The following is an 18,027-nucleotide window of genomic DNA, read 5'->3' as shown; positions in this document are numbered from 1 at the left end:
CGGCCGGCGCGGGGGCCGGTTCCGGTGCCGGGGCGGGGGCGGGGGCAGGCGCGGCTTCAGGTGCGGGTGCGGCGGCGGGCGCGGGCGCTTCGCCGGCTTCGCTGATCACACCGAGCTCACCGCCGACCTCGACGACGTCATCCTCGGCGGCGACGATCTTCGACAACACACCCGCCGCCGGGGACGGGATCTCGGTGTCGACCTTATCGGTGGAGACCTCGAGCAGTGGCTCGTCGACCTCGACCGTGTCTCCTTCCTGCTTCAGCCACCTGGTCACCGTTCCCTCGGTGACGCTCTCACCAAGAGCCGGCATCTGGACGGAGAAGGCCATGTCCGTTGACTCCTCTGACTGCTCGACGGGTTCTACAACAGTTGATCTCACTGCGGGCGCTCGCCGCGGTCGCGACGAAAGCCCGAAAGCCACCGATCATTGTGCGTGGCACCGGAGATCTGTGTGGTTCTTGTACCGCGTGCCATCCTTGCACTCGCCCGCGAGACGTGTAGCACAGGGCAGCGAACTGCACAGGGCTGGCAAGATGGAATGACCGGTGCCGAGCACCCGGTGACAGGTGAAAGGAGGTCGGCGTCGTTGGGTTTGCTGGATCGTTTCCGCAGCGGCGCGGCCCGGGGTGGCAGCGCGTTGCGCGGGGGTAAGGGCAGCAGTGACGATGCCCGCTATCTGGCCGAGTGGGTACGCACTCATATCGGGGTCGAAGGCTACGTAGAACCGAAGACGACCGTGACCGATGTCACCGTCGTGCTGATCGCGGCCGACGGCGAATGGACCCGTCGGGTGGTCGGCGAGCGCGGCGCACAACGGCTAGCCGGTGATTTGCGGATCCCCGTTTACGACGTTCGCAGGACCGGATATCCGCGACGCATGCGCGATTACGATGCCCGCAAGCGGATCGAGCGCCAGCGGGCGATGGAACGCGATCTGCGCGACCCCTAGCGGCTGTTCGTTTCGTTCAATTTGTTCTCGACGGTGCGACGCCCGGTAACCCGGACGCCGCACCGGATTCGGTTACTCCGACGCGTCCTCGACCGCGATGTCCTCGATCACCGAGACCAGTGTGCGGACCGGAACCCCGGTGCCGCCCTTGCCGATGTAGCCGAATGGGCCGCCGGTGTTGTAGGCCGGACCCGCCACGTCCAGGTGCGCCCACTGCACATCTTCGGGCACGAACTCCTTGAGGAAGGTCGCCGCCGAGAGCATGCCGCCCCAGCGATGCGGTGCGACATTCGCCAGATCGGCGACCTTGGAGTTCAGATCGGCGCGCAGTTCGGTGGGAAGCGGCATGGCCCAACCGTTTTCGCCGGCCAGGCGGGATATGCGGGCGACGCGGTCGCGGAAGTCGTCGGTGCCCATCACGCCCGGGGTGCGGGTGCCGAGCGCGACCATCTGGGCGCCGGTGAGGGTGGCGACGTCGATGAGGTACTCGGGCTCGTCCTCGCTCGCGCGCACGATCGCGTCGGCCAGGATCAGGCGGCCCTCGGCATCGGTGTTCAGCACCTCGACGGTCTTACCGCCGTACTGGGTGAGCACGTCGCCGGGGCGCTGCGCGGTGGCCGAGGGCATGTTCTCCGCCATCGGCACGGTCGCGATCACCGTGACCGGCAGGTCCAGCTTGGCGGCCGCGATGGTCGCGGCGATGACCGCGGCGGCGCCGGCCATATCCGAGGTCATATTCTCCATATTCGCGGCGGGCTTGATGGAGATGCCGCCGGTGTCGAAGGTGATGCCCTTGCCGATCAGCGCGATCTTCTTATCGCCCCCGTTGTAGGTCAGGCGCACCAGCCGGGGCTGGCGCGAGGAGCCCTTGCCGACACCGAGCACACCGCCGTAGCCGCCGTCCGCGAGCGCCTGCTCGTCCAGCACCTCCACCTGCAGACCGGCGGCCTCGCCGAGAGCCTTTGCACGGGTGGCGAATTCGGCCGGGTACAGGTGGCTGGGCGGGGTGTTGACGAAATCGCGTGCGGTGGCGATCGATTCGGCGATCACCCAGTCATGTTTGAAGCCCTTGCCGTAGGACGCGCTGGGATCGCCGACCAGGAGTTCGACCTTGCGCACCGGACGCTCGTCCGGCTTGCCCTCGGCGTTCTCGGATTTGAACTCGGTGAACGTGTACGCGCCGAGGAAGAACCCTTCGGCACTCGGGCCGATGCCGCCCTCCAGGCCCGATAGCGTCGTCACGGCCAGGTCGACACCGGTCAGCGAGCGCGCGGCCACACCGGCGGAGCGGCGGATCTGCTCGGCATCGATCTTCTCCGCGGCGCCGAGCCCGACGGCCAGCACACTCTTGGCGCCGAGGCCGGTCGGCGCCGGAATTCGGGTGAGTTCTTCGGCCTTACCCTTCGCGCCGACGGCGCGCAGCTGCTCCTGAAGCGTCGCGCGCACCTCCGTGGTGAGGATGTTGTCGACGAAGTCGTCCTCCAGGGTGGCGATCGTCGGGCCGTCCTCGCCGGACACCAATCCGATCACCAGGACGTCGGTGTCGGGGCCGATGGTGTCGACCAGGTCCAATTCCGGTCCGAGCGAGCGATCTGCAACTGCGGTCATGGGCCCAGGTTACTGGGCCGGACCCTGGACCAGACCGGCTGATCGAGTTCGTCTCGCCCGGGTCGAGTACGAGCCCAGGGGTGGACGAGGCCGGGATAAGCTCGCCGGGTGACCGAGACGAATCTGCTGCAGGGCCCGATCCATGACGTCCACGTCGAGCTCGGGGCGAAGTTCGCCCCGTTCGGTGGGTGGGAGATGCCGGTGTCATATGCGGGGACGGTCGGTGAGCATCAGGCGGTGCGCAATACCGTCGGGCTGTTCGATGTGAGCCATCTCGGCAAGGCGACGGTGCGTGGCGCGGGCGCGGCGGAGTTCGTGAATTCGGCGCTCACCAATGATCTCGGCCGGATCCGGCCGGGCAAGGCGCAGTACACGTTGTGCTGTGCGCCCGACGGTGGCGTGATCGATGATCTCATCGCCTATTACGTCAGTGACGACGAGATCTTCCTGGTCCCCAATGCCGCCAACACCGCGGCGGTCGTCGCCGAGCTGCAGAAGGTCGCGCCCGAGGGCATCACGGTGACCGACGAGCACCGCGAGTACGGGGTGTTCGCGGTGCAGGGCCCGCGTTCGACGCAGGTCCTGACCGCGCTCGGGCTGCCGACCGATATGGAGTACATGGCCTACGCCGACGCCGAATGGGACGGGCGTCGGATCCGGGTCTGCCGTACCGGATATACCGGCGAACACGGTTACGAACTGCTGCCACGCTGGGCCGATGCCGAGCCGCTGTTCCGCGCGCTCGTCGAGCAGGTCCGCGCGCACGATGGTCAGCCCGCCGGTCTCGGTGCTCGCGATACCTTGCGCACGGAAATGGGTTATCCGCTGCACGGACATGAATTGTCCCTGGAAATTTCGCCGGTGCAGGCGCGGTGCGGCTGGGCGGTGGGCTGGAAGAAGCCGCAGTTCTGGGGCAAAGACGCACTGGAACAGGAGAAGTCGGCGGGACCGCGGCGAATCCTTTTGGGGCTCCGTGCACTCGATCGGGGCGTGCTGCGCCAAGGGCAGACCGTGTTGCGCGACGGCGAACCGGTCGGCGAAACCACCTCGGGCACCTTCTCGCCCACCCTGCAGATCGGTATCGCCCTCGCCCTGCTCGATACCGAGGCCGACCTCGAACCGGGCGCCGAGGTCGAGGTCGACGTTCGTGGTCGTCGCCTGCGCTGTGAGGTCATCCGCCCGCCGTTCGTCCAGGTCCGCACCTCCTGACACGGGCTTGCCGAACACGCGCGCTGCGGCGGATCGGCGCCGGTTAGGATCAGGCGCATGACCGCTGCCGCACAGTTCGCCCGTGTTCCGCATCCCGCGCCCACCCCGGCGCAGCGGGTACAGGAGATTCTGGCGGCACCCGGTTTCGGGCGCTTCTTCACCGACCACATGGTCTCCATCGACTACACCGAGGGCGAGGGGTGGGGCAATGCCCGCGTCGAGCCGTACGGGCCGCTGGCGCTGGATCCGGCGACGATGGTGTTCCACTACGGCCAGGCCATCTTCGAAGGTCTGAAGGCATACCGCCAGCACGACGGCAGCATCTCCTGCTTCCGCATCGATGCGAACGCCGCGCGCTTCCGCAAGTCCGCGCGCCGGATGGCGATGGCGGAACTGCCCGAGGAACTGTTCATCGAATCCGTGCGTCAGCTGCTCGAGGTCGACGGTGGTTGGGTGCCCGCGGCCGGTGGTGAGGAGTCGCTTTACCTGCGGCCGTTCATGTTCGCCACCGAGGCCGGGCTCGGCGTGAAGCCCGCCTCCGCCTACAAGTACCTGCTGCTGGGTTCGCCTGCGGGCGCGTACTTCCCGCGCGGTGTGAAGCCGGTGCGGGTCTGGCTGTCCACCGAATACGTGCGGGCCGCACCGGGTGGCACCGGCGAGGCGAAGGTCGCCGGTAACTACGCGGCGTCGCTGCTCGCCCAGGCGCAGGCCTCGGAGAAGGGCTGCGACCAGGTCGTCTGGCTCGATGCCTGCGAGCGTCGCTATGTCGAGGAGATGGGCACCAACAACCTGTTCTTCGTCTTCGGTTCCGGTTCCGAGGCGCGCCTGGTCACCCCGGAACTGTCCGGTTCGCTGTTGCCCGGCATCACCCGCGATTCGTTGCTCACCCTCGCCGCCGATTCGGGTTATGTGGTGGAGGAGCGCAAGGTTTCGGTCGAGGAGTGGCGCAAGGGCGCCGAATCCGGTGAGATCACCGAGGTTTTCGCGTGCGGAACCGCCGCGGTGATCACCCCCGTCGGCTGGGTTCGCTCCGCCGAAGGCGAATTCTCCGTCGGTGGTGGCGAACCCGGCGAGGTCACCATGGCGCTGCGCGACACCCTCACCGGAATCCAGCGCGGCACGTTCGCCGATATCCACGGGTGGATGCGGGGGATGTAACCCCTGGATTGCGTGAATGCCTCAGCTGGGCATGAACATGCGCCATTCCTCGATGGTTTGCGGACGCATGACGTAGTTGCTGTCCTTGACCGCGGACAGGGCGGCGGAGGGCTCCTGGGAGTACCAGTGGCCGGGGTAGACGACGGGATCGCCGGACAGGCCCGCGAGGTAGCGCAGGCTGCGGAACATGGCATCGGAGTCGCCGCCGGGGAAGTCGGTGCGGCCGCAGCCGTCGACGAAGAGGGTGTCACCGGCGATGAGGCGGTTGTCGAATAGGAAGCACTGGCTGCCGGGGGTATGGCCGGGAGTGTGCAGCAGTTCGATGTCGAAGGCGCCGACGGTGACCTTGTCCCCGTGTTGGTGGCCGGTCAGCTCGCTGGGGGCGATGCCGGTGACATTGGCGACCCAGGACAACTCCTCGGCGTTGACATGCACCGGGACGCTGGTCTTTTCGAGCAGCTCCCGCACCCCGCGCAGGGTGAATCCGAGCATGGTGCCGCCGACATGGTCGGGATGGTGATGGGTGGCGAGCACTCCGGTCAGCCGCAGCCCGTCCCCCTCGGCGATATCGACCAGATCCCCAGCCGCATACGCCGGATCCACCACCACGCATTCCCCGGTCTCCCGGTCGCCGATCAGATATGCGAAGTTCCGCATCTGTGTCGCGATCGGATCACCCACCGCGAAATCCCGACCGGATAGCAGCTGGCGAAAGTAGAGGCGCTCGGAAGACATACCGCCTACCTTATTGCCTGACCCAGACAATGCGCGCACTACGTCAGCTATCTTCCGGTCCGGGATGCGCCGGACATGCTTGTGCGCGTGCTGAGTGCTGGGTGGTGCTGGTACGAGTCGGCTGGGTCAGGTGCCCAGAGACAATCCGGCGGCGGTGATCGCGACGGATATCTCGAGTGTCGCGCCGAGGACGTCACCGGAGAGTCCGCCGAAGCGACGAGTGGAGTGCCGGACCAATTGGGCCGAAATGCCCAGGGCGGCAAGGACGACGAGCGGTCCGAGCCAGCGGTGCTCTGGGACGGCCAAGGCGCCGGCGACAAGGGCGAGTGTGGCCCACAGCGCGATGGTGATCGGGCGCTGGGTTCCGGCAACGAGTGCGCCGAAACCGGTCTCGGGCGCGGCATCGATGCCACGCCGACAGGCCAGTACCACCGCTACCCGGCCGACGGCCACCGCGAGCACCACCGCGAACCAGCGATCGGCCTGCGCCAGCCCTGCGAACGAAAATGCTTGGACCCCAACGGCGAACACGATCGCGGCGACCCCGAACGGCCCGGCGCCACCACTCTTCATGACCTGCCTGGCCCGCTCGGGCGAACCATAGGACCCCAACCCGTCCATCGTGTCGGCCAGCCCATCCACATGCATCCCCCGAGTGATCAGCGCCAACCCGGCAACCACCACCAACCCCGCCACCGCCGCACTGGCCCCACCCCACACCAGCCCCCACAGCACCCCCACCGCCGCCACCCCCAACCCCGCACCCACCAGCGGCGCCAACGCAATAGCCCGCCCACCCGCCCCCCGATCAACACTGTCCGGCCCCCGAACCGGCAAAACCGTCAGCCAGGACACCGCGAGCCGCAATCCATTCATGCGCGTCGACCTGACCGAGGTGCAGTCGCTGGTGTTGCCCGACGCACGGGAAGGACCGTCGGAGGGGGCATCGCGAGCCGGAATCCGTTCATGTGCGTCGACCTGGCCGAGGTGTAGTCGCTGGTGTTGCCCGACGCACGGGGAGGACCGTCGGAGGGGGCATCGCGAGCCGGAATCCGTTCATGTGCGTCGACCTGGCCGAGGTGCAGTCGCTGGTGCCGCCCGTCGCATGGGAAGGATCGTCGGAGAGGGCATCGCAAGCCGCTGGCCACGTGCCTACTTCCGGAGGTCCGGTTGCGCAGTCGCCTCGGGGGTGAGGCTGATCCCGGCTTCGGCTTCGGCTTCGGCTTCGGCGTCCGAATCGGCTGTGCTCACACCGGCTTCCGCGAAGGTCGCCATCTCGGCGAGGGTGGCGACGGCGGCGCGGAGGATGGGGAGGGCGGTGAGGGCGCCGGAGCCTTCGCCGAGGCGCATGTCCAGGTCGAGGAGGGGGTCGAGGCGCAGGTGGCGCAGGGCGAGGGTGTGGGCGGGTTCGGTGGAGCGGTGGCCCGCGAGCCACCAGGCGCTCGCGCCAGCGGCCAAGTCTTCGGCGACCAAGGCGGCCGCGGTGACGACCACGCCGTCGAGGATGACGGGCGTGCGGCGGGTCGCGGCTTGGGCTAGGAAGCCCGCCATGGCGGCGAAGTCGGCGCCCGCGGCCACGCGCAGCAGTTCGACCGGGTCCTTGGCGACCGGGCGGGCACGGCGCATGGCGTCGCGGATCGCGGCGACCTTGCGGATCCAGCCCGCGTCGTCCACGCCGGTGCCGCGGCCGACTGCGGCGATCGGTTCGGTATCGGTGCGGGTCGCGATCAGTACGGTCGCCGGGGTGGTGTTGCCGATGCCCATATCGCCGGCGATCAGCAGGTCGGCACCGGCGTCGATCTCCTCGTCGGCGATAGCCTTGCCAGCGGCGAGTGCCGCCTGGATCTCGTCGTCGCTGAGCGCGTCCTCGCGGTCGATCGCTCCGCTCGAGCGGCGCACCTTATGCCCGGCGACCATCGGATCGGTTTCGGCGTCGACGGAGATATCGACAACGCGGACCGTCGCGCCCGCCACTGCGGCAAGGGTATTCACCGCCGCCCCGCCGCCGAGGAAATTGGCGACCATCTGCGCGGTCACCTCGCTCGGATACGCCGAAACGCCATGGCGCGCAATGCCGTGATCCCCGGCGAATACCACCACCCGCGCCCGCTCGAACTGCTTCGGCGGACAAACCCCCTGGCACGCCGACACCCAATTCCCGAGCGTCTCGAGCCGACCGAGCGCCCTACCGGGTTTGGTCAGCTGCGCCTGCCGCTGCTCCGCCGCGGCCCGAATTTCCGCGTCGGGTGGCGTAACCGGTCCGAATCCGTCTGTCACTGTCGAGCCTTCCAGGTCGGGGCAGTCCATTCCTACACCGCGCACTCCTTACCGCCCCCAATCTTGCCGCCCTCCCCACCCACCCGCTCAACCACCCCGCACCCCACCCACCTCGGCGCCGCTGGGTGGGATCAAGATCAGGTGGCAATGGTGGCGGAGGCTTCTCGGGCGATGCCGCCACAGCTTCCACCTGATCACACGTCCTACTTGAGGCGGAGGGGGAGGCCGGCGACGATGAGGAAGGCTTCGTCGCAGGTTTGGGCTAGGTGTTGGTTGAGGGTGCCGAGTTCGTCGCGGAAGAGGCGGGCGGAGTGGGTGGCGGGGATGACGCCCATGCCGACCTCGGGGGTGACGATTACCAGGCGGCCTGGATATGCGGCGACGGCGGTGAGAAGGGCGTCGGCGTCGGGGGTGATGGTGCCGCGCGGGGCGTCCCAGGCATCGCGGGCATCGATGCGGGCGGTGAGCCAGGTGCCGATATCGTCGATCAATGTGGTTCCGGCCGGGGGAGCGGTATCGAGAACCGCTGCCGGATCAGCGCTTTCGAGGACCGTCCAGTCCGCGGGCCTGCGGTCACGGTGGCGGGCGATGCGTTCGGCGAAGTCGAGATCGGCCGGATCCGGAATCGCGGTGGCGATATAACGCACCGGCCCGCCCTCGGCCGCTAGTACTTCCGCGAACGCCGACTTGCCCGATCGCGCGCCACCGAGCACCAGGATGCGGTGCGCGCGGCCGATAGAAGATGAACTGTCCGACACCGCAGCACCGTATCAATCGGGCGGCGCCGCATCCGCACACCGCTTGCCTCGGATGCACCCCGCTGTCGACCGTGCACACCCGCTACACAGGGTGTGCACTTTGCCGCAGGGGTTCGTGCCAGATGACCGCATTCGGCCCGCGGCCGATCGTGGAACGACCGGTGGGCGAATTCAGGTGCGTTGCTTGGTTGCTTCGGCGAGCCGAACCGGCGAAGGGTGTGAGCTGGATGACCGACCGCATCGGCGTCGCGCGGGCGATCGTGGAACGACCGGTGCGCTGAGGCGCTCGGTTGCCTCTGCGGCCCGAACCGGCAAAGGGATCCGACCCGCATCGGCGTCGCGGGCGCGATCGTGAATCAAGCGTGTGCGCTCAGGTGCGTTGCTCACTCGCCTCGGCAGCTCCGAACCGGCGGCGGTACTCCGTCGGCGCGATGCCGACAACCTTCTGGAAGTGGTGTCGCAGGAGCGCGCCGGAACCGAAACCCGCTTGTGCGGCAATCTGTTCCAGCCCCTCGCCGGTGTCCTCCAGCAGATGCTTGGCGTAGAGCACGCGCTGGTTGGTCAGCCATTTCACGGGGGTGGTTCCGGTTTCGGCGGCGAAGCGGCGGGCGAAGGTGCGGGTGGACATCATCGAGCGGGCGGCGAGGTCGTCGATGGTGTGCGGCAGGTCGAGGTTTTCGCTCATCCACTGCAGCGTGGAGCTGAGGCTGTCGGAGGTGCATTCGGGGACCGGGCGCTCGATGAATTGGCGCTGCCCGCCGTCGCGCTGCGGCGGCACCACCATGCGCCGGGCGATCGCGTTCGCGACCGAGCTGCCGATCTCCCGGCGCACCAGATGCAGGCACGCGTCGATGCCCGCCGCCGTGCCCGCGGATGTGATCAGATTGCCCTCGTCGACGAACAGCACGTCGGGATCGACCGTCGCCTCCGGGAACCGCGCCGCCAACTGGTCCACATAACGCCAGTGTGTCGTGCATTTGCGACCGTCGAGCAGGCCGGCCGCCCCCGCCAGGAATGCCCCCGAACATACGGTGAGCACGATCGCCCCGGCATCGGCCGCATCCCGGATCGCGCCGACGACCCGCGGGTCGAGCCCCCGCTCGAAGTCGGATGCGGGAAAGGCCGGAATCGCCACGAGATCGGCCTTCGCCAACTCCTCCAGCCCGTACTCCGGGGTGACGGTGATGCCCGGCGTGGTGGACGGCAGCGGCTTGCCCGGCTCGGCCCCGCATACCTTGAAATCGAATCCGGGCAGTCCGTCCGCGGTGCGGTCGAGCCCGAAAACCTCACAGACCACGCCGAATTCGAACATGGCCAAGCGCTGTGACAGCACCACGGCGACCTTGGACAGCATGGCTACAGGGTACCTGGCTGGATCTTTACGAACAATGTCAGTACAGCCACTTTCGGCCGTAAATCACCGAGCGCAAAATTACTGCCATGATTACTTTTCTCGTATGCATGGCGGTCGTTGTGGGCTTCGCGGTCCTCATCACGCGAGGACGCGGCCACGCCGGATCGGAAAACGCCATCGATCGCGACGCCCAGCGGCTCCAGTCCGACCTGTCCGCGATCCTCGCCCGCTCACACCACCACTGAAGTCGCACGCAAGGGAGCGCGATGGGCTGTGGGCGTCATCGCCACTCTCCCTCCCATCGCGGAGCGAGTCTTACGAGCGAGCGGCCCGTCTCGCGGCCGAGTGGCCGAAGCGCATGCGACGTAGTCGCGAGCCTCGGCCGCGCCGCTAGCGACTGCTTGCAGGTCGCTCGAAAGGGGCCGCTAGCGACTGCTTGCAGGTCGCTCGAAAGGGGCCGCTAGCGACTGCTTGCAGGTCGCTCGAAAGGGTCAGCCGCGAGGCCCACCCGTCGCCCGACCGCCACCCCTCATCGAATCGCTACGCGATGCTGAGATTCGGGGCCGCGAACACGCAGCGCCGCAGGCGCTGCGAATCAGACACTGTCGCCGGGGCCGACCCGCGGCTTCGGGGCCCGCATCTTGCGGATCTGCGAGGCGCGCACGAACGCGTACCAACCCAGCTTGTACCCGGTATCGGTGCTCTCCGGAAAGCGCTCCCGCACCCGTCCGTTGACGATCCGGCCGAGCAGGAATCCCTCGGCCATCATGAAGACCAACATCACCAGCATGGCCAAAGTCACAATGCTCTGCAGCGCGGGCGCCACGAACATCGACATGATCAACACCAGCGCCATCGGCATGAACAGTCCGACCAGGTTGCGCCGGGCGTCGACGATGTCACGCACATAAGCCCGCACCGGACCCTGATCGCGGGGCAGCAGGTACTTGTCCTCGCCGGCGAGCATCCTGGCGCGCCGATCCTGGGCCGCCAGCCGACGCTCGGCGGAGGCCGCCTTGCGCTCCTCGCGGTTGCCGCGAGTGGCCCTGCGCCGGGCCCGGGCCTCCTTCGCGGTGAGCGGGGCCGGGGCCACCGGGCCACGCCGCTTGCCTTGCGCGTCACGACGTTTCGGGGTGGGGCGGCCCTTACCCTCGGTGGCGGTGGCCGCTTTCGTGGTCGAGACTGCGGTCGAGCCGCCGTCCGAGCCCGCCGTCTGGTCGGCGCTCTCGTCGGTGGTGCTGGACTCGCCGCGACGGAACAATTTCACGCGACCAGGCTATTCGATGCGCTACCCAGCGGGAAATGTGGTCGGTGGGAGGTTGTGTCCACCGTCGCGCCCGGTGGTGGCAAGATGGGGGAATAGCAGCCCGCTGAGTGGTGTTGACAGCCACGAGCCGTGCGCTGTTCACGGGTTGAACACAGCTGTCCTGAGGAGAGTTCATGACTGTGCAAGACGAGACGACCACCCACGGTGTGACCCTGACCGACGCCGCCGCCAGCAAGGCGAAGGCGCTGCTCGACCAGGAGGGTCGCGACGACCTCGCCCTGCGTATCGCCGTGCAGCCGGGCGGCTGTGCGGGCCTGCGCTACCAGCTCTTCTTCGACGACCGCTCGCTCGACGGTGACCTGACCGTCGACTTCGGCGGCGTCAAGCTGGCCGTCGACCGGATGAGCGCGCCGTACGTCCAGGGCGCCTCGATCGACTTCGTCGACACCATCGAGAAGCAGGGCTTCACGATCGACAACCCGAACGCGACGGGTTCCTGCGCCTGCGGCGACTCGTTCAACTGATCTGTGAAGTCTGTCGCCGGGTCCATCCGAGACCCGGCGATCTGCTGACCGCTCGTCCACGATGAGAATCGTGTGACACTCGCTGATCGGCTCAATATTGCCGCGGCGCAAAAGCGTATCCGGACAGACGGGAAGGTACGGTAAAGACGGGGACCTAGTTTCCCGAATCTTCACCGTCTAGCCGCCTACCGAAGGGCTCAGCTTCGTGTCTATCGCCGTGTCCGCGTCCATTGCGACCGACCACCTAATGCGCTTCCCCGGACGGTTCGCCGACGCGCTGCTGGCCGATCAGCTCGACCATGTATCGGTGAGCTTCCTCGTCGACGATCTGCAGATCCGCAAGGGCGGCGTCGCGGGCAATATCGCCTATGCCATGGGCGTTTTGAACCGCACACCGCTGCTCGTCGGCGCGGTCGGCGCCGATTTCGCGGAGTACCGCGCCTGGCTGGAGAAGCACGGTGTCGACTGCTCCACCGTCAAGATCTCGGACCGGGCGCACACCGCGCGCTTCGTCTGCACGACCGATGACGATATGGCCCAGATCGCCTCGTTCTATCCGGGTGCGATGAGCGAGGCCCGCGATATCTCGATCGGTGAACTCGCCGAGAACCACCCGCTCGACCTGGTGCTCATCGGCGCCAACGACCCCGAGGCGATGCTGCGGCACACCGCCGAATGCCGCGAACTCGGCATCCCGTTCGCCGCCGACCCCTCCCAGCAGCTGGCCCGCCTCGACGGCGACCAGTCGGTACAGCTGATCGACGGCGCCACATACCTTTTCACCAATAAGTACGAGTGGGCGCTGCTGCTGCAGAAGACCGGTCTGAGCGAGGAAGAGATCGCGCGCAAGGTCGGCATCCGCGTCACCACTCTCGGCAAGGACGGCGTCCAGATCGTCGACCGCGATGGCACCGAGGTGACCGTCGGCGTGGTTCCCGAGGTGAACAAGGTCGAGCCCACCGGCGTCGGCGATGCCTTCCGCGCGGGCTTCCTCACCGGCCACACCGCCGGACTCTCCCTGCAGCGCGCCGCCCAATTGGGTTCCCTCATCGCGGTTCTCGTACTCGAGACCATGGGCACCCAGGAGTGGACCCTCAACAAGGACGATGCCCTCGAGCGCCTTGCCGCCGCATACGGCTCGGAAGCCGCCGCCGACATCAAGCCGCTTCTCTGAGCCACACCGAACTAGACGGCCGCACCGAACCCCGGTGCGGCCGTTCGTATCTACCCCCTACGCGCCGCTCAGCGCCGATTCCGCTGCCTCGCATGTTCAAGCGGGCCGCGCACGAATTCCCCCAAATCCATGCGCGGCGTGCGAAACGTGCGTGGTACCAGCGACTACAGGGAGACGGGGTAGACCGGCTCCTGGATGTCGGGGGTGATGCGCTTTTCGACGAAGATGCCGTGCCAGACCATGAAGACCAGCAGGGTCCACAGGCGGCGGCTGTGGTCGCCTCGGCCCGCGCGGTGGTCTTCGAGCATGCCCTTGATGGCGCCCTTGTCCAGCAGGTGATCGGTCTGGGATTCGGCGATCTGCAGGTGCGCCCAGTCGTAGAGTTCGGTGCCGCGCAGCCAATGCCGCAGCGGGACCGGGAAACCCAGTTTCGCGCGGTGCAGCACGTGCGGTGGGACGATGCCCTCCAGCGCTCGGCGCAGTGCGTATTTGGTGGTTTCCTTGGTGATCTTCTGCTCGTAGGGCAGCTGTTCGGCGACCTTCAGCACCTCGGCGTCCAGGAACGGCACGCGCAGCTCGAGCGAGTTCGCCATGGTCATCTTGTCGGCCTTGACCAGGATGTCGCCGCGCAGCCAGGTGTAGAGATCCAGATGCTGCATGCGCGTCACCGGATCCCAGCCGCGCGACTGCGCGTAGATCGGCGCGGTGACGTCCTGATGGGTCCATTCCGGCCGGAATTCGCGCAGCACCGCACGCAATTGCGCGTCGCTGAAGCTGCGCGCGTTGCCGTAGTAGCGCTCCTCCAAGGTGAGCGAACCGCGGTGCAGCAGGCTCTTGCCGCGCGTGCCGTCCGGAATCCGCTCCGACAGCTTGCCCGCGAGCTTGCGTACCCCGCGCGGCAGATATTCGAAGGGCTTGAGCGACAACGGTTCCCGGTAGATCGTGTATCCGCCGAACAGCTCGTCCGCGCCCTCGCCGGAGAGCACCACCTTGACGTGCTTGCGGGCCTCCTTGGCCACGAAGTACAGCGGAACCAGCGCCGGGTCGGCCACGGGATCGTCCAGGTACCAGACGATTTCGGGGATCGCCGCGGCGAATTCGGCGGGGGAGACCACCTTCACGATATGCCGCGCCCCGATCGCCTCCGCACTCTCGGCCGCCACGTCGACCTCGGAGTAGCCCTCGCGCTCGAAGCCGGTGGTGAAGGTGATCAGCTTCGGGTTGTGCCGCATGGCCAGCGCCGCGACCGCGGTGGAGTCGATGCCGCCGGACAGGAATGAGCCGACCGTCACATCCGCGCGCATGTGCTTGGCGACGGAGTCCTCCAGCGCCTCGGCGATCTCGCGGTAGCGCGCGCCCTCGGAGCCGGGTGCAAAGGCCCGCACCTTGAACTGTGGGTTGAAGTAGCGGGTGATCTTCGGCGCCTCGCCCGCCCGCACGGTCGCGTAGTGCCCGGATTCGAGGCGGCGGATGTCCTTGTGCAGCGTCTCCGGCTCCGGCACGTACTGCAGCACCGTGTAGTGCTCCAGCGCCCGCGGATCCAGCGCATCGGAGCGGCCGAGGGTGGGCAGCAGTTCCAGCAGACTCTTCTTCTCGCTGCCGAACGCGGTCCCGCCCGGGCCGGTCGCCAAGAACAGCGGCTTGATGCCGAACGGATCGCGCGCCAGGAACAACTCCTGGGTCTCGGTATCCCAGATCGCGAACGCGAACATGCCGCGCAGCTTGCGCACCGCATCCGGACCCCAGTAGTGGAAGGCCGCGACGATCGCCTCGCTGTCACCCTCGGTTTCGAAGATCTTCCCGTTCGGGAACTCCTCGGCGTGCGCCTTCGCGAGCTCTTCGCGGATCTCGATGTAGTTGTAGATCTCGCCGTTGAAGGTCAGCGCGTAGCGCTCCCGGTTCTCGGCCGGACCCCAGCGCAGCGGCTGGTGCGAATGCTCGATATCGATGATCGACAGGCGGTTGAAGCCGTAGATCACATGGTCGTCGTGCCAGGTACCGCGCTCGTCCGGGCCGCGATGGCGCACGCAGTGCAGGGCGTCGTACACCCGCTCCACGACGTCCTCGGTTGCCGCATCAGATGTCAGAAATCCGAGCAGTCCACACACGGCCTCGGCAACCTCGTTTCCTAATTCGGTACGGGCGCGGGCCCGATTCACTTGGTGGCTGCGCCCGATACTGTGGGCGCACAGGGTGAAATCTCGTGTCCGAGTATGCCGCACCCGGCGGATTCGTGTGTCGCGCCACTGGATAGGGCGCTATCGCCGCTGCCCCGACCGGCATTCGAAATGTTGTGTCCGCCTACGTCGCACGTGCCGAATCCGGTCGCGGCGCACGCCCTGTACTGGGACGATGTCCGGGTGACCGGACCCACCCCGGGATCGGCGGAGTGTCGAATGCGACCCGACGTCAAACGGGGCGCCGGTTTGGTCTACGCTGCGTAGTACTCAGGACATTCTTAGGTGGATCGCGCCCGGACGGGCCGGCCGACCGGAATGCCCTGAAACGTGCTTAGGACGTACCGCCGGGCGATCGCAACCCGGACGGTGCACTGTCGGAATGTGTGGCGACCAGGAAGGCGTGAGCGTGGCGCACAAGGCGAGCGAAGAGATCGGGGCACGACCCGTGAAGGGTCGGCGGGGCCGTCTCCTTCGGCGGGCCGGGCTGGCGGTGTCCCTGGGGATCACCGCGATGCTCGTCTCGGGCTGCTCGATCGACAATGTTTGGCTGCGATTCGGCTGGCCCTCGGGTATCACGCCGCAGGCCACCCGGATGCGGGAACTGTGGACGTGGTCGGTCATCGCGGCGTTGTTGATGGGCGTGCTGGTGTGGGGTCTGACCTTCTGGACCGTCACCTTCCACCGCAAGAAGAAGGACTCCCCGGAGTTCCCGCGCCAGACCGGCTACAACGTGCCGCTGGAGCTGACCTACACCGCCGTGCCGTTCGTCATCATCGCGGTGCTGTTCTACTTCACCGTGGTCGTGCAGAACTACGTGCACGAGAAGGTCGACAACCCGGACGTGACCGTCGACGTGACCGCCTTCCAGTGGAACTGGAAGTTCGGCTACCGCAATGTCGACTTCAAGGACGGCTTCCGCTTCGACGGCATCGATAAGGCCCGCGAGGACGCCAACCAGGAGCAGCTCCTGGAGTACAAGGAGCGCACCAAGGACGGTCACCCGCAGCCGGGCCCGGTGCACGGCAAGCCGGAGAACGACATCCTGTCCTACCTGCACTACGACAAGGTCGAGACCGTCGGCTCCAGCACCGAGATCCCGGTGCTCGTGCTGCCGACCGGCAAGATCATCGAATTCCAGCTGGCCGCCGCCGACGTGGTGCACGCCTTCTGGGTGCCGGAGTTCCTGTTCAAGCGCGACGTGATGCCGAACCCGAAGGAAAACCACTCGGATAACGTCTTCCAGATCACCAAGATCGAGAAGGAAGGCGCCTTCGTCGGCCGCTGCGCCGAGATGTGCGGCACCTTCCACTCGATGATGAACTTCGAGGTCCGTGCGGTGTCGCCGGAGAAGTTCACCAAGTACATCGATGCGCGCAAGGCGGGTAAGACCAACGCCGAGGCGCTCGAGTCCATCGGTGAATCCCCGGTCGCCACCTCCACCCAGCCGTTCAACACCAAGCGCGACATCAAGAGCGCGTCCGCGGCAGAGAGCAAGTGAGGACTGATCTGATATGAAGATCGAAGCGCGGATTTTCGAACTGCTCACGGTGTTCTTCATCATCGTGGCAATCGTGTACGGCTACTTCACCGGCCAGTCGCGGACCGGTGTCGAGTGGGCGGGCACCACGGCGACGGTGCTGACCGCCGGTCTGTCGCTGATCATCGGCACCTACTTCCGTTTCGTCGCACGTCGCCTCGACCTGCGCCCGGAGGACTACGAGGACGCCGAAATCGTCGACGGCGCAGGCGATCTGGGCTTCTTCTCGCCCGGCAGCTTCTGGCCCATCACCCTGGCCGCGGCGGGCTCGATCACCGCACTCGGCCTGGCCTTCTTCCAGTTCTGGCTGATCGGCATCGGCGTGGTCTGCGTCCTCGGTGCGGCCGCCGGCCTGGTCTTCGAGTACTACCTCGGCCCCGAGAAGCACTGAGCGAGTAGCTCGTTTCGAAGCGCCCCACCGGATTCCGGTGGGGCGCTTCGGCGTTTCGGGGGAGTGCTAGTACGAGGCGAGGCGGGAGAGTATGCGGTTGGTGCAGCGGGGCGCCACGCCCGCCAGCCCGCGCAGGGTGCGCGCGAAGCGGGGTTCGAGGTGGGTCGGGCGCGTGCGGATGGCCGTTTCGATCAGGCGGGCGGTGTCGTCGGGGTCCAGCGCGGGTTCGGCGACGAAGTGCGCGATGGCGCCGGTTTCCGGTTGTACGGCCGGATATTGGACGGCGGTCACCTGGATGCCGCGAGGTGACAGTTCGGCGTCCGCGCATTGGCCGAAGGTGGTCCAGGCGGCCTGGGAGCTGGCGTAGGAGGCGAAATTCGGTGCGGCGCCGATGTTCAGATTCCATGGGCCGACATTGATCACCTGGCCGGAGCCGGATTCCAGCATGGCGGGCAGCAGGCCGAGGGTCAGGCGCAGCGGGCCGAAGTAGTTGGTGGCCATCATCCGCTGGTAGTCGCGGAAGCGGTCCAGCGATTGCGAGACGGGTCGGCGCAGCGGGCGGCTCGCATTGTTGATCAGCACGTCGATCCGGCCGAATTCGCTGAGTACCCAGTCGACGAGCTGGTCTACGTCACCGAGCGCGGAGGTATCGCAGCGGAACCAGTTCGCCGCACCGCCCGCGCCGACGATGTCATTGCGGGCGGCGACGAGCTGATCCGCACGCCGGGCGACCAGCAGCAATTGAGCGCCCTGGTGGGCCAGCAGCATGGCGGTGGCGCGGCCGATATCGGAACACGCATCGGTCACGAGTACCCGCAGGCCTTCGATGGATTCGGGACGCTGGCGCTTACGGTCGGGCAGACGGACGGGTGCGGGGCGGAATTCGAGCATCAGAGCAACCTT

18 protein-coding genes are annotated in these 18,027 nt (G+C 67.3%); 8 read left to right on the top strand and 10 right to left on the bottom strand.

The annotated features are described in order from the left end of the window. On the bottom strand, positions 1-331 hold a 331-nt coding region (locus ACHQ4I_RS00485), incomplete at its 3' end, for a biotin/lipoyl-containing protein (protein WP_420769619.1). A gap of 258 nt (positions 332-589) precedes the next feature. Between ACHQ4I_RS00485 and ACHQ4I_RS00480 the strand changes: the two genes are divergently transcribed. Continuing rightward, a complete protein-coding gene (locus ACHQ4I_RS00480) occupies positions 590-952 on the top strand; it encodes an oxidoreductase (protein ID WP_420769618.1) in 363 nt (120 codons plus the stop codon). 72 nt (positions 953-1,024) lie between these two features. Here ACHQ4I_RS00480 and ACHQ4I_RS00475 read toward each other — a convergent pair whose 3' ends face one another. Next, on the bottom strand, positions 1,025-2,560 hold the full coding sequence (locus ACHQ4I_RS00475) for a leucyl aminopeptidase (RefSeq protein WP_420769617.1): 1,536 nt from the start codon (positions 2,558-2,560) through the stop codon (positions 1,025-1,027). A 108-nt stretch (positions 2,561-2,668) separates the two neighbouring features. On the opposite strand from ACHQ4I_RS00475, the gene gcvT reads away from it, so the two are divergent. Together gcvT and ACHQ4I_RS00465 are read left to right on the top strand one after the other, a co-directional pair. Next, positions 2,669-3,769, top strand: coding sequence for a glycine cleavage system aminomethyltransferase GcvT (gene gcvT, locus ACHQ4I_RS00470; protein ID WP_420769616.1), 1,101 nt, complete (start codon positions 2,669-2,671; stop codon positions 3,767-3,769). A gap of 57 nt (positions 3,770-3,826) precedes the next feature. Then, positions 3,827-4,927: a branched-chain amino acid aminotransferase gene (locus ACHQ4I_RS00465; RefSeq protein WP_420769615.1), complete on the top strand. Its 1,101-nt coding sequence runs from the start codon at positions 3,827-3,829 to the stop codon at positions 4,925-4,927. A gap of 21 nt (positions 4,928-4,948) precedes the next feature. On the opposite strand, the gene ACHQ4I_RS00460 is transcribed toward ACHQ4I_RS00465, so the two are convergent. The 5 genes from ACHQ4I_RS00460 to ACHQ4I_RS00440 form a co-directional block, all read right to left on the bottom strand. Next, entirely contained in the window at positions 4,949-5,662 is a 714-nt protein-coding gene (locus tag ACHQ4I_RS00460) for an MBL fold metallo-hydrolase (protein ID WP_420769614.1), read from the bottom strand. 126 nt (positions 5,663-5,788) lie between these two features. Next, positions 5,789-6,538, bottom strand: a complete 750-nt coding sequence (locus tag ACHQ4I_RS00455) for an adenosylcobinamide-GDP ribazoletransferase (protein WP_420769613.1) — start codon at positions 6,536-6,538, stop codon at positions 5,789-5,791. Positions 6,539-6,814: 276 nt separating this feature from the next. Next, positions 6,815-7,969: a nicotinate-nucleotide--dimethylbenzimidazole phosphoribosyltransferase gene (gene cobT / locus ACHQ4I_RS00450; protein ID WP_420769612.1), complete on the bottom strand. Its 1,155-nt coding sequence runs from the start codon at positions 7,967-7,969 to the stop codon at positions 6,815-6,817. Positions 7,970-8,142: 173 nt separating this feature from the next. Then, a complete protein-coding gene (gene cobU / locus ACHQ4I_RS00445) occupies positions 8,143-8,697 on the bottom strand; it encodes a bifunctional adenosylcobinamide kinase/adenosylcobinamide-phosphate guanylyltransferase (RefSeq protein WP_420769611.1) in 555 nt (184 codons plus the stop codon). A 370-nt stretch (positions 8,698-9,067) separates the two neighbouring features. Then, positions 9,068-10,051 (bottom strand): helix-turn-helix domain-containing protein, encoded by a 984-nt coding sequence (locus tag ACHQ4I_RS00440; RefSeq protein WP_420769610.1) that lies wholly within the window; start codon positions 10,049-10,051, stop codon positions 9,068-9,070. An 86-nt stretch (positions 10,052-10,137) separates the two neighbouring features. Between ACHQ4I_RS00440 and ACHQ4I_RS00435 the strand changes: the two genes are divergently transcribed. Then, positions 10,138-10,296, top strand: a complete 159-nt coding sequence (locus ACHQ4I_RS00435; RefSeq protein ID WP_420769609.1) for a hypothetical protein — start codon at positions 10,138-10,140, stop codon at positions 10,294-10,296. A 350-nt stretch (positions 10,297-10,646) separates the two neighbouring features. Here ACHQ4I_RS00435 and ACHQ4I_RS00430 read toward each other — a convergent pair whose 3' ends face one another. Beyond that, positions 10,647-11,318: a DUF3043 domain-containing protein gene (locus ACHQ4I_RS00430; RefSeq protein WP_420769608.1), complete on the bottom strand. Its 672-nt coding sequence runs from the start codon at positions 11,316-11,318 to the stop codon at positions 10,647-10,649. Positions 11,319-11,491: 173 nt separating this feature from the next. Here ACHQ4I_RS00430 and ACHQ4I_RS00425 point away from each other — a divergent pair, with 173 nt between their 5' ends. After that, the gene (locus tag ACHQ4I_RS00425) at positions 11,492-11,842 is read left to right on the top strand and encodes a HesB/IscA family protein (protein WP_040688522.1); all 351 of its coding nucleotides are present in this window, start codon (positions 11,492-11,494) and stop codon (positions 11,840-11,842) included. A gap of 205 nt (positions 11,843-12,047) precedes the next feature. After that, entirely contained in the window at positions 12,048-13,016 is a 969-nt protein-coding gene (locus ACHQ4I_RS00420; RefSeq protein WP_420769607.1) for a carbohydrate kinase family protein, read from the top strand. A 164-nt stretch (positions 13,017-13,180) separates the two neighbouring features. Here the strand turns inward: ACHQ4I_RS00420 and asnB are convergent, their stop codons facing one another. Beyond that, entirely contained in the window at positions 13,181-15,124 is a 1,944-nt protein-coding gene (asnB, locus tag ACHQ4I_RS00415; protein ID WP_420769606.1) for an asparagine synthase (glutamine-hydrolyzing), read from the bottom strand. Positions 15,125-15,641: 517 nt separating this feature from the next. Between asnB and ctaC the strand changes: the two genes are divergently transcribed. Together ctaC and ACHQ4I_RS00405 are read left to right on the top strand one after the other, a co-directional pair. Next, positions 15,642-16,694, top strand: a complete 1,053-nt coding sequence (gene ctaC / locus ACHQ4I_RS00410) for an aa3-type cytochrome oxidase subunit II (RefSeq protein WP_420769631.1) — start codon at positions 15,642-15,644, stop codon at positions 16,692-16,694. A gap of 13 nt (positions 16,695-16,707) precedes the next feature. Then, the gene (locus tag ACHQ4I_RS00405; protein WP_420769605.1) at positions 16,708-17,124 is read left to right on the top strand and encodes a cytochrome c oxidase subunit 4; all 417 of its coding nucleotides are present in this window, start codon (positions 16,708-16,710) and stop codon (positions 17,122-17,124) included. A gap of 66 nt (positions 17,125-17,190) precedes the next feature. Here ACHQ4I_RS00405 and ACHQ4I_RS00400 read toward each other — a convergent pair whose 3' ends face one another. Next, positions 17,191-18,015 (bottom strand): SDR family NAD(P)-dependent oxidoreductase, encoded by an 825-nt coding sequence (locus ACHQ4I_RS00400; RefSeq protein WP_420769604.1) that lies wholly within the window; start codon positions 18,013-18,015, stop codon positions 17,191-17,193. Positions 18,016-18,027 lie beyond the last annotated feature (12 nt).

This window comes from Nocardia nepalensis (assembly GCF_048910785.1).
Classification (GTDB): domain Bacteria; phylum Actinomycetota; class Actinomycetes; order Mycobacteriales; family Mycobacteriaceae; genus Nocardia; species Nocardia nepalensis.
This window is presented reverse-complemented; position numbering and strand designations above follow the sequence as displayed.

Excerpts from the sequence above, each read along its gene's own strand:
- ACHQ4I_RS00425 (WP_040688522.1), top strand. The coding sequence starts at position 11,492 with ATGACTGTGCAAGACGAGACGACCACCCACGGTGTGACCCTGACCGAC.
- ACHQ4I_RS00440 (WP_420769610.1), bottom strand. The coding sequence starts at position 10,051 with ATGCTGTCCAAGGTCGCCGTGGTGCTGTCACAGCGCTTGGCCATGTTC.
- ACHQ4I_RS00460 (WP_420769614.1), bottom strand. The coding sequence starts at position 5,662 with ATGTCTTCCGAGCGCCTCTACTTTCGCCAGCTGCTATCCGGTCGGGAT.
- ACHQ4I_RS00465 (WP_420769615.1), top strand. The coding sequence starts at position 3,827 with ATGACCGCTGCCGCACAGTTCGCCCGTGTTCCGCATCCCGCGCCCACC.
- ACHQ4I_RS00475 (WP_420769617.1), bottom strand. The coding sequence starts at position 2,560 with ATGACCGCAGTTGCAGATCGCTCGCTCGGACCGGAATTGGACCTGGTC.
- cobT (WP_420769612.1), bottom strand. The coding sequence starts at position 7,969 with ATGGACTGCCCCGACCTGGAAGGCTCGACAGTGACAGACGGATTCGGA.
- ACHQ4I_RS00455 (WP_420769613.1), bottom strand. The coding sequence starts at position 6,538 with ATGAATGGATTGCGGCTCGCGGTGTCCTGGCTGACGGTTTTGCCGGTT.
- ACHQ4I_RS00435 (WP_420769609.1), top strand. The coding sequence starts at position 10,138 with ATGATTACTTTTCTCGTATGCATGGCGGTCGTTGTGGGCTTCGCGGTC.
- ACHQ4I_RS00405 (WP_420769605.1), top strand. The coding sequence starts at position 16,708 with ATGAAGATCGAAGCGCGGATTTTCGAACTGCTCACGGTGTTCTTCATC.
- ACHQ4I_RS00400 (WP_420769604.1), bottom strand. The coding sequence starts at position 18,015 with ATGCTCGAATTCCGCCCCGCACCCGTCCGTCTGCCCGACCGTAAGCGC.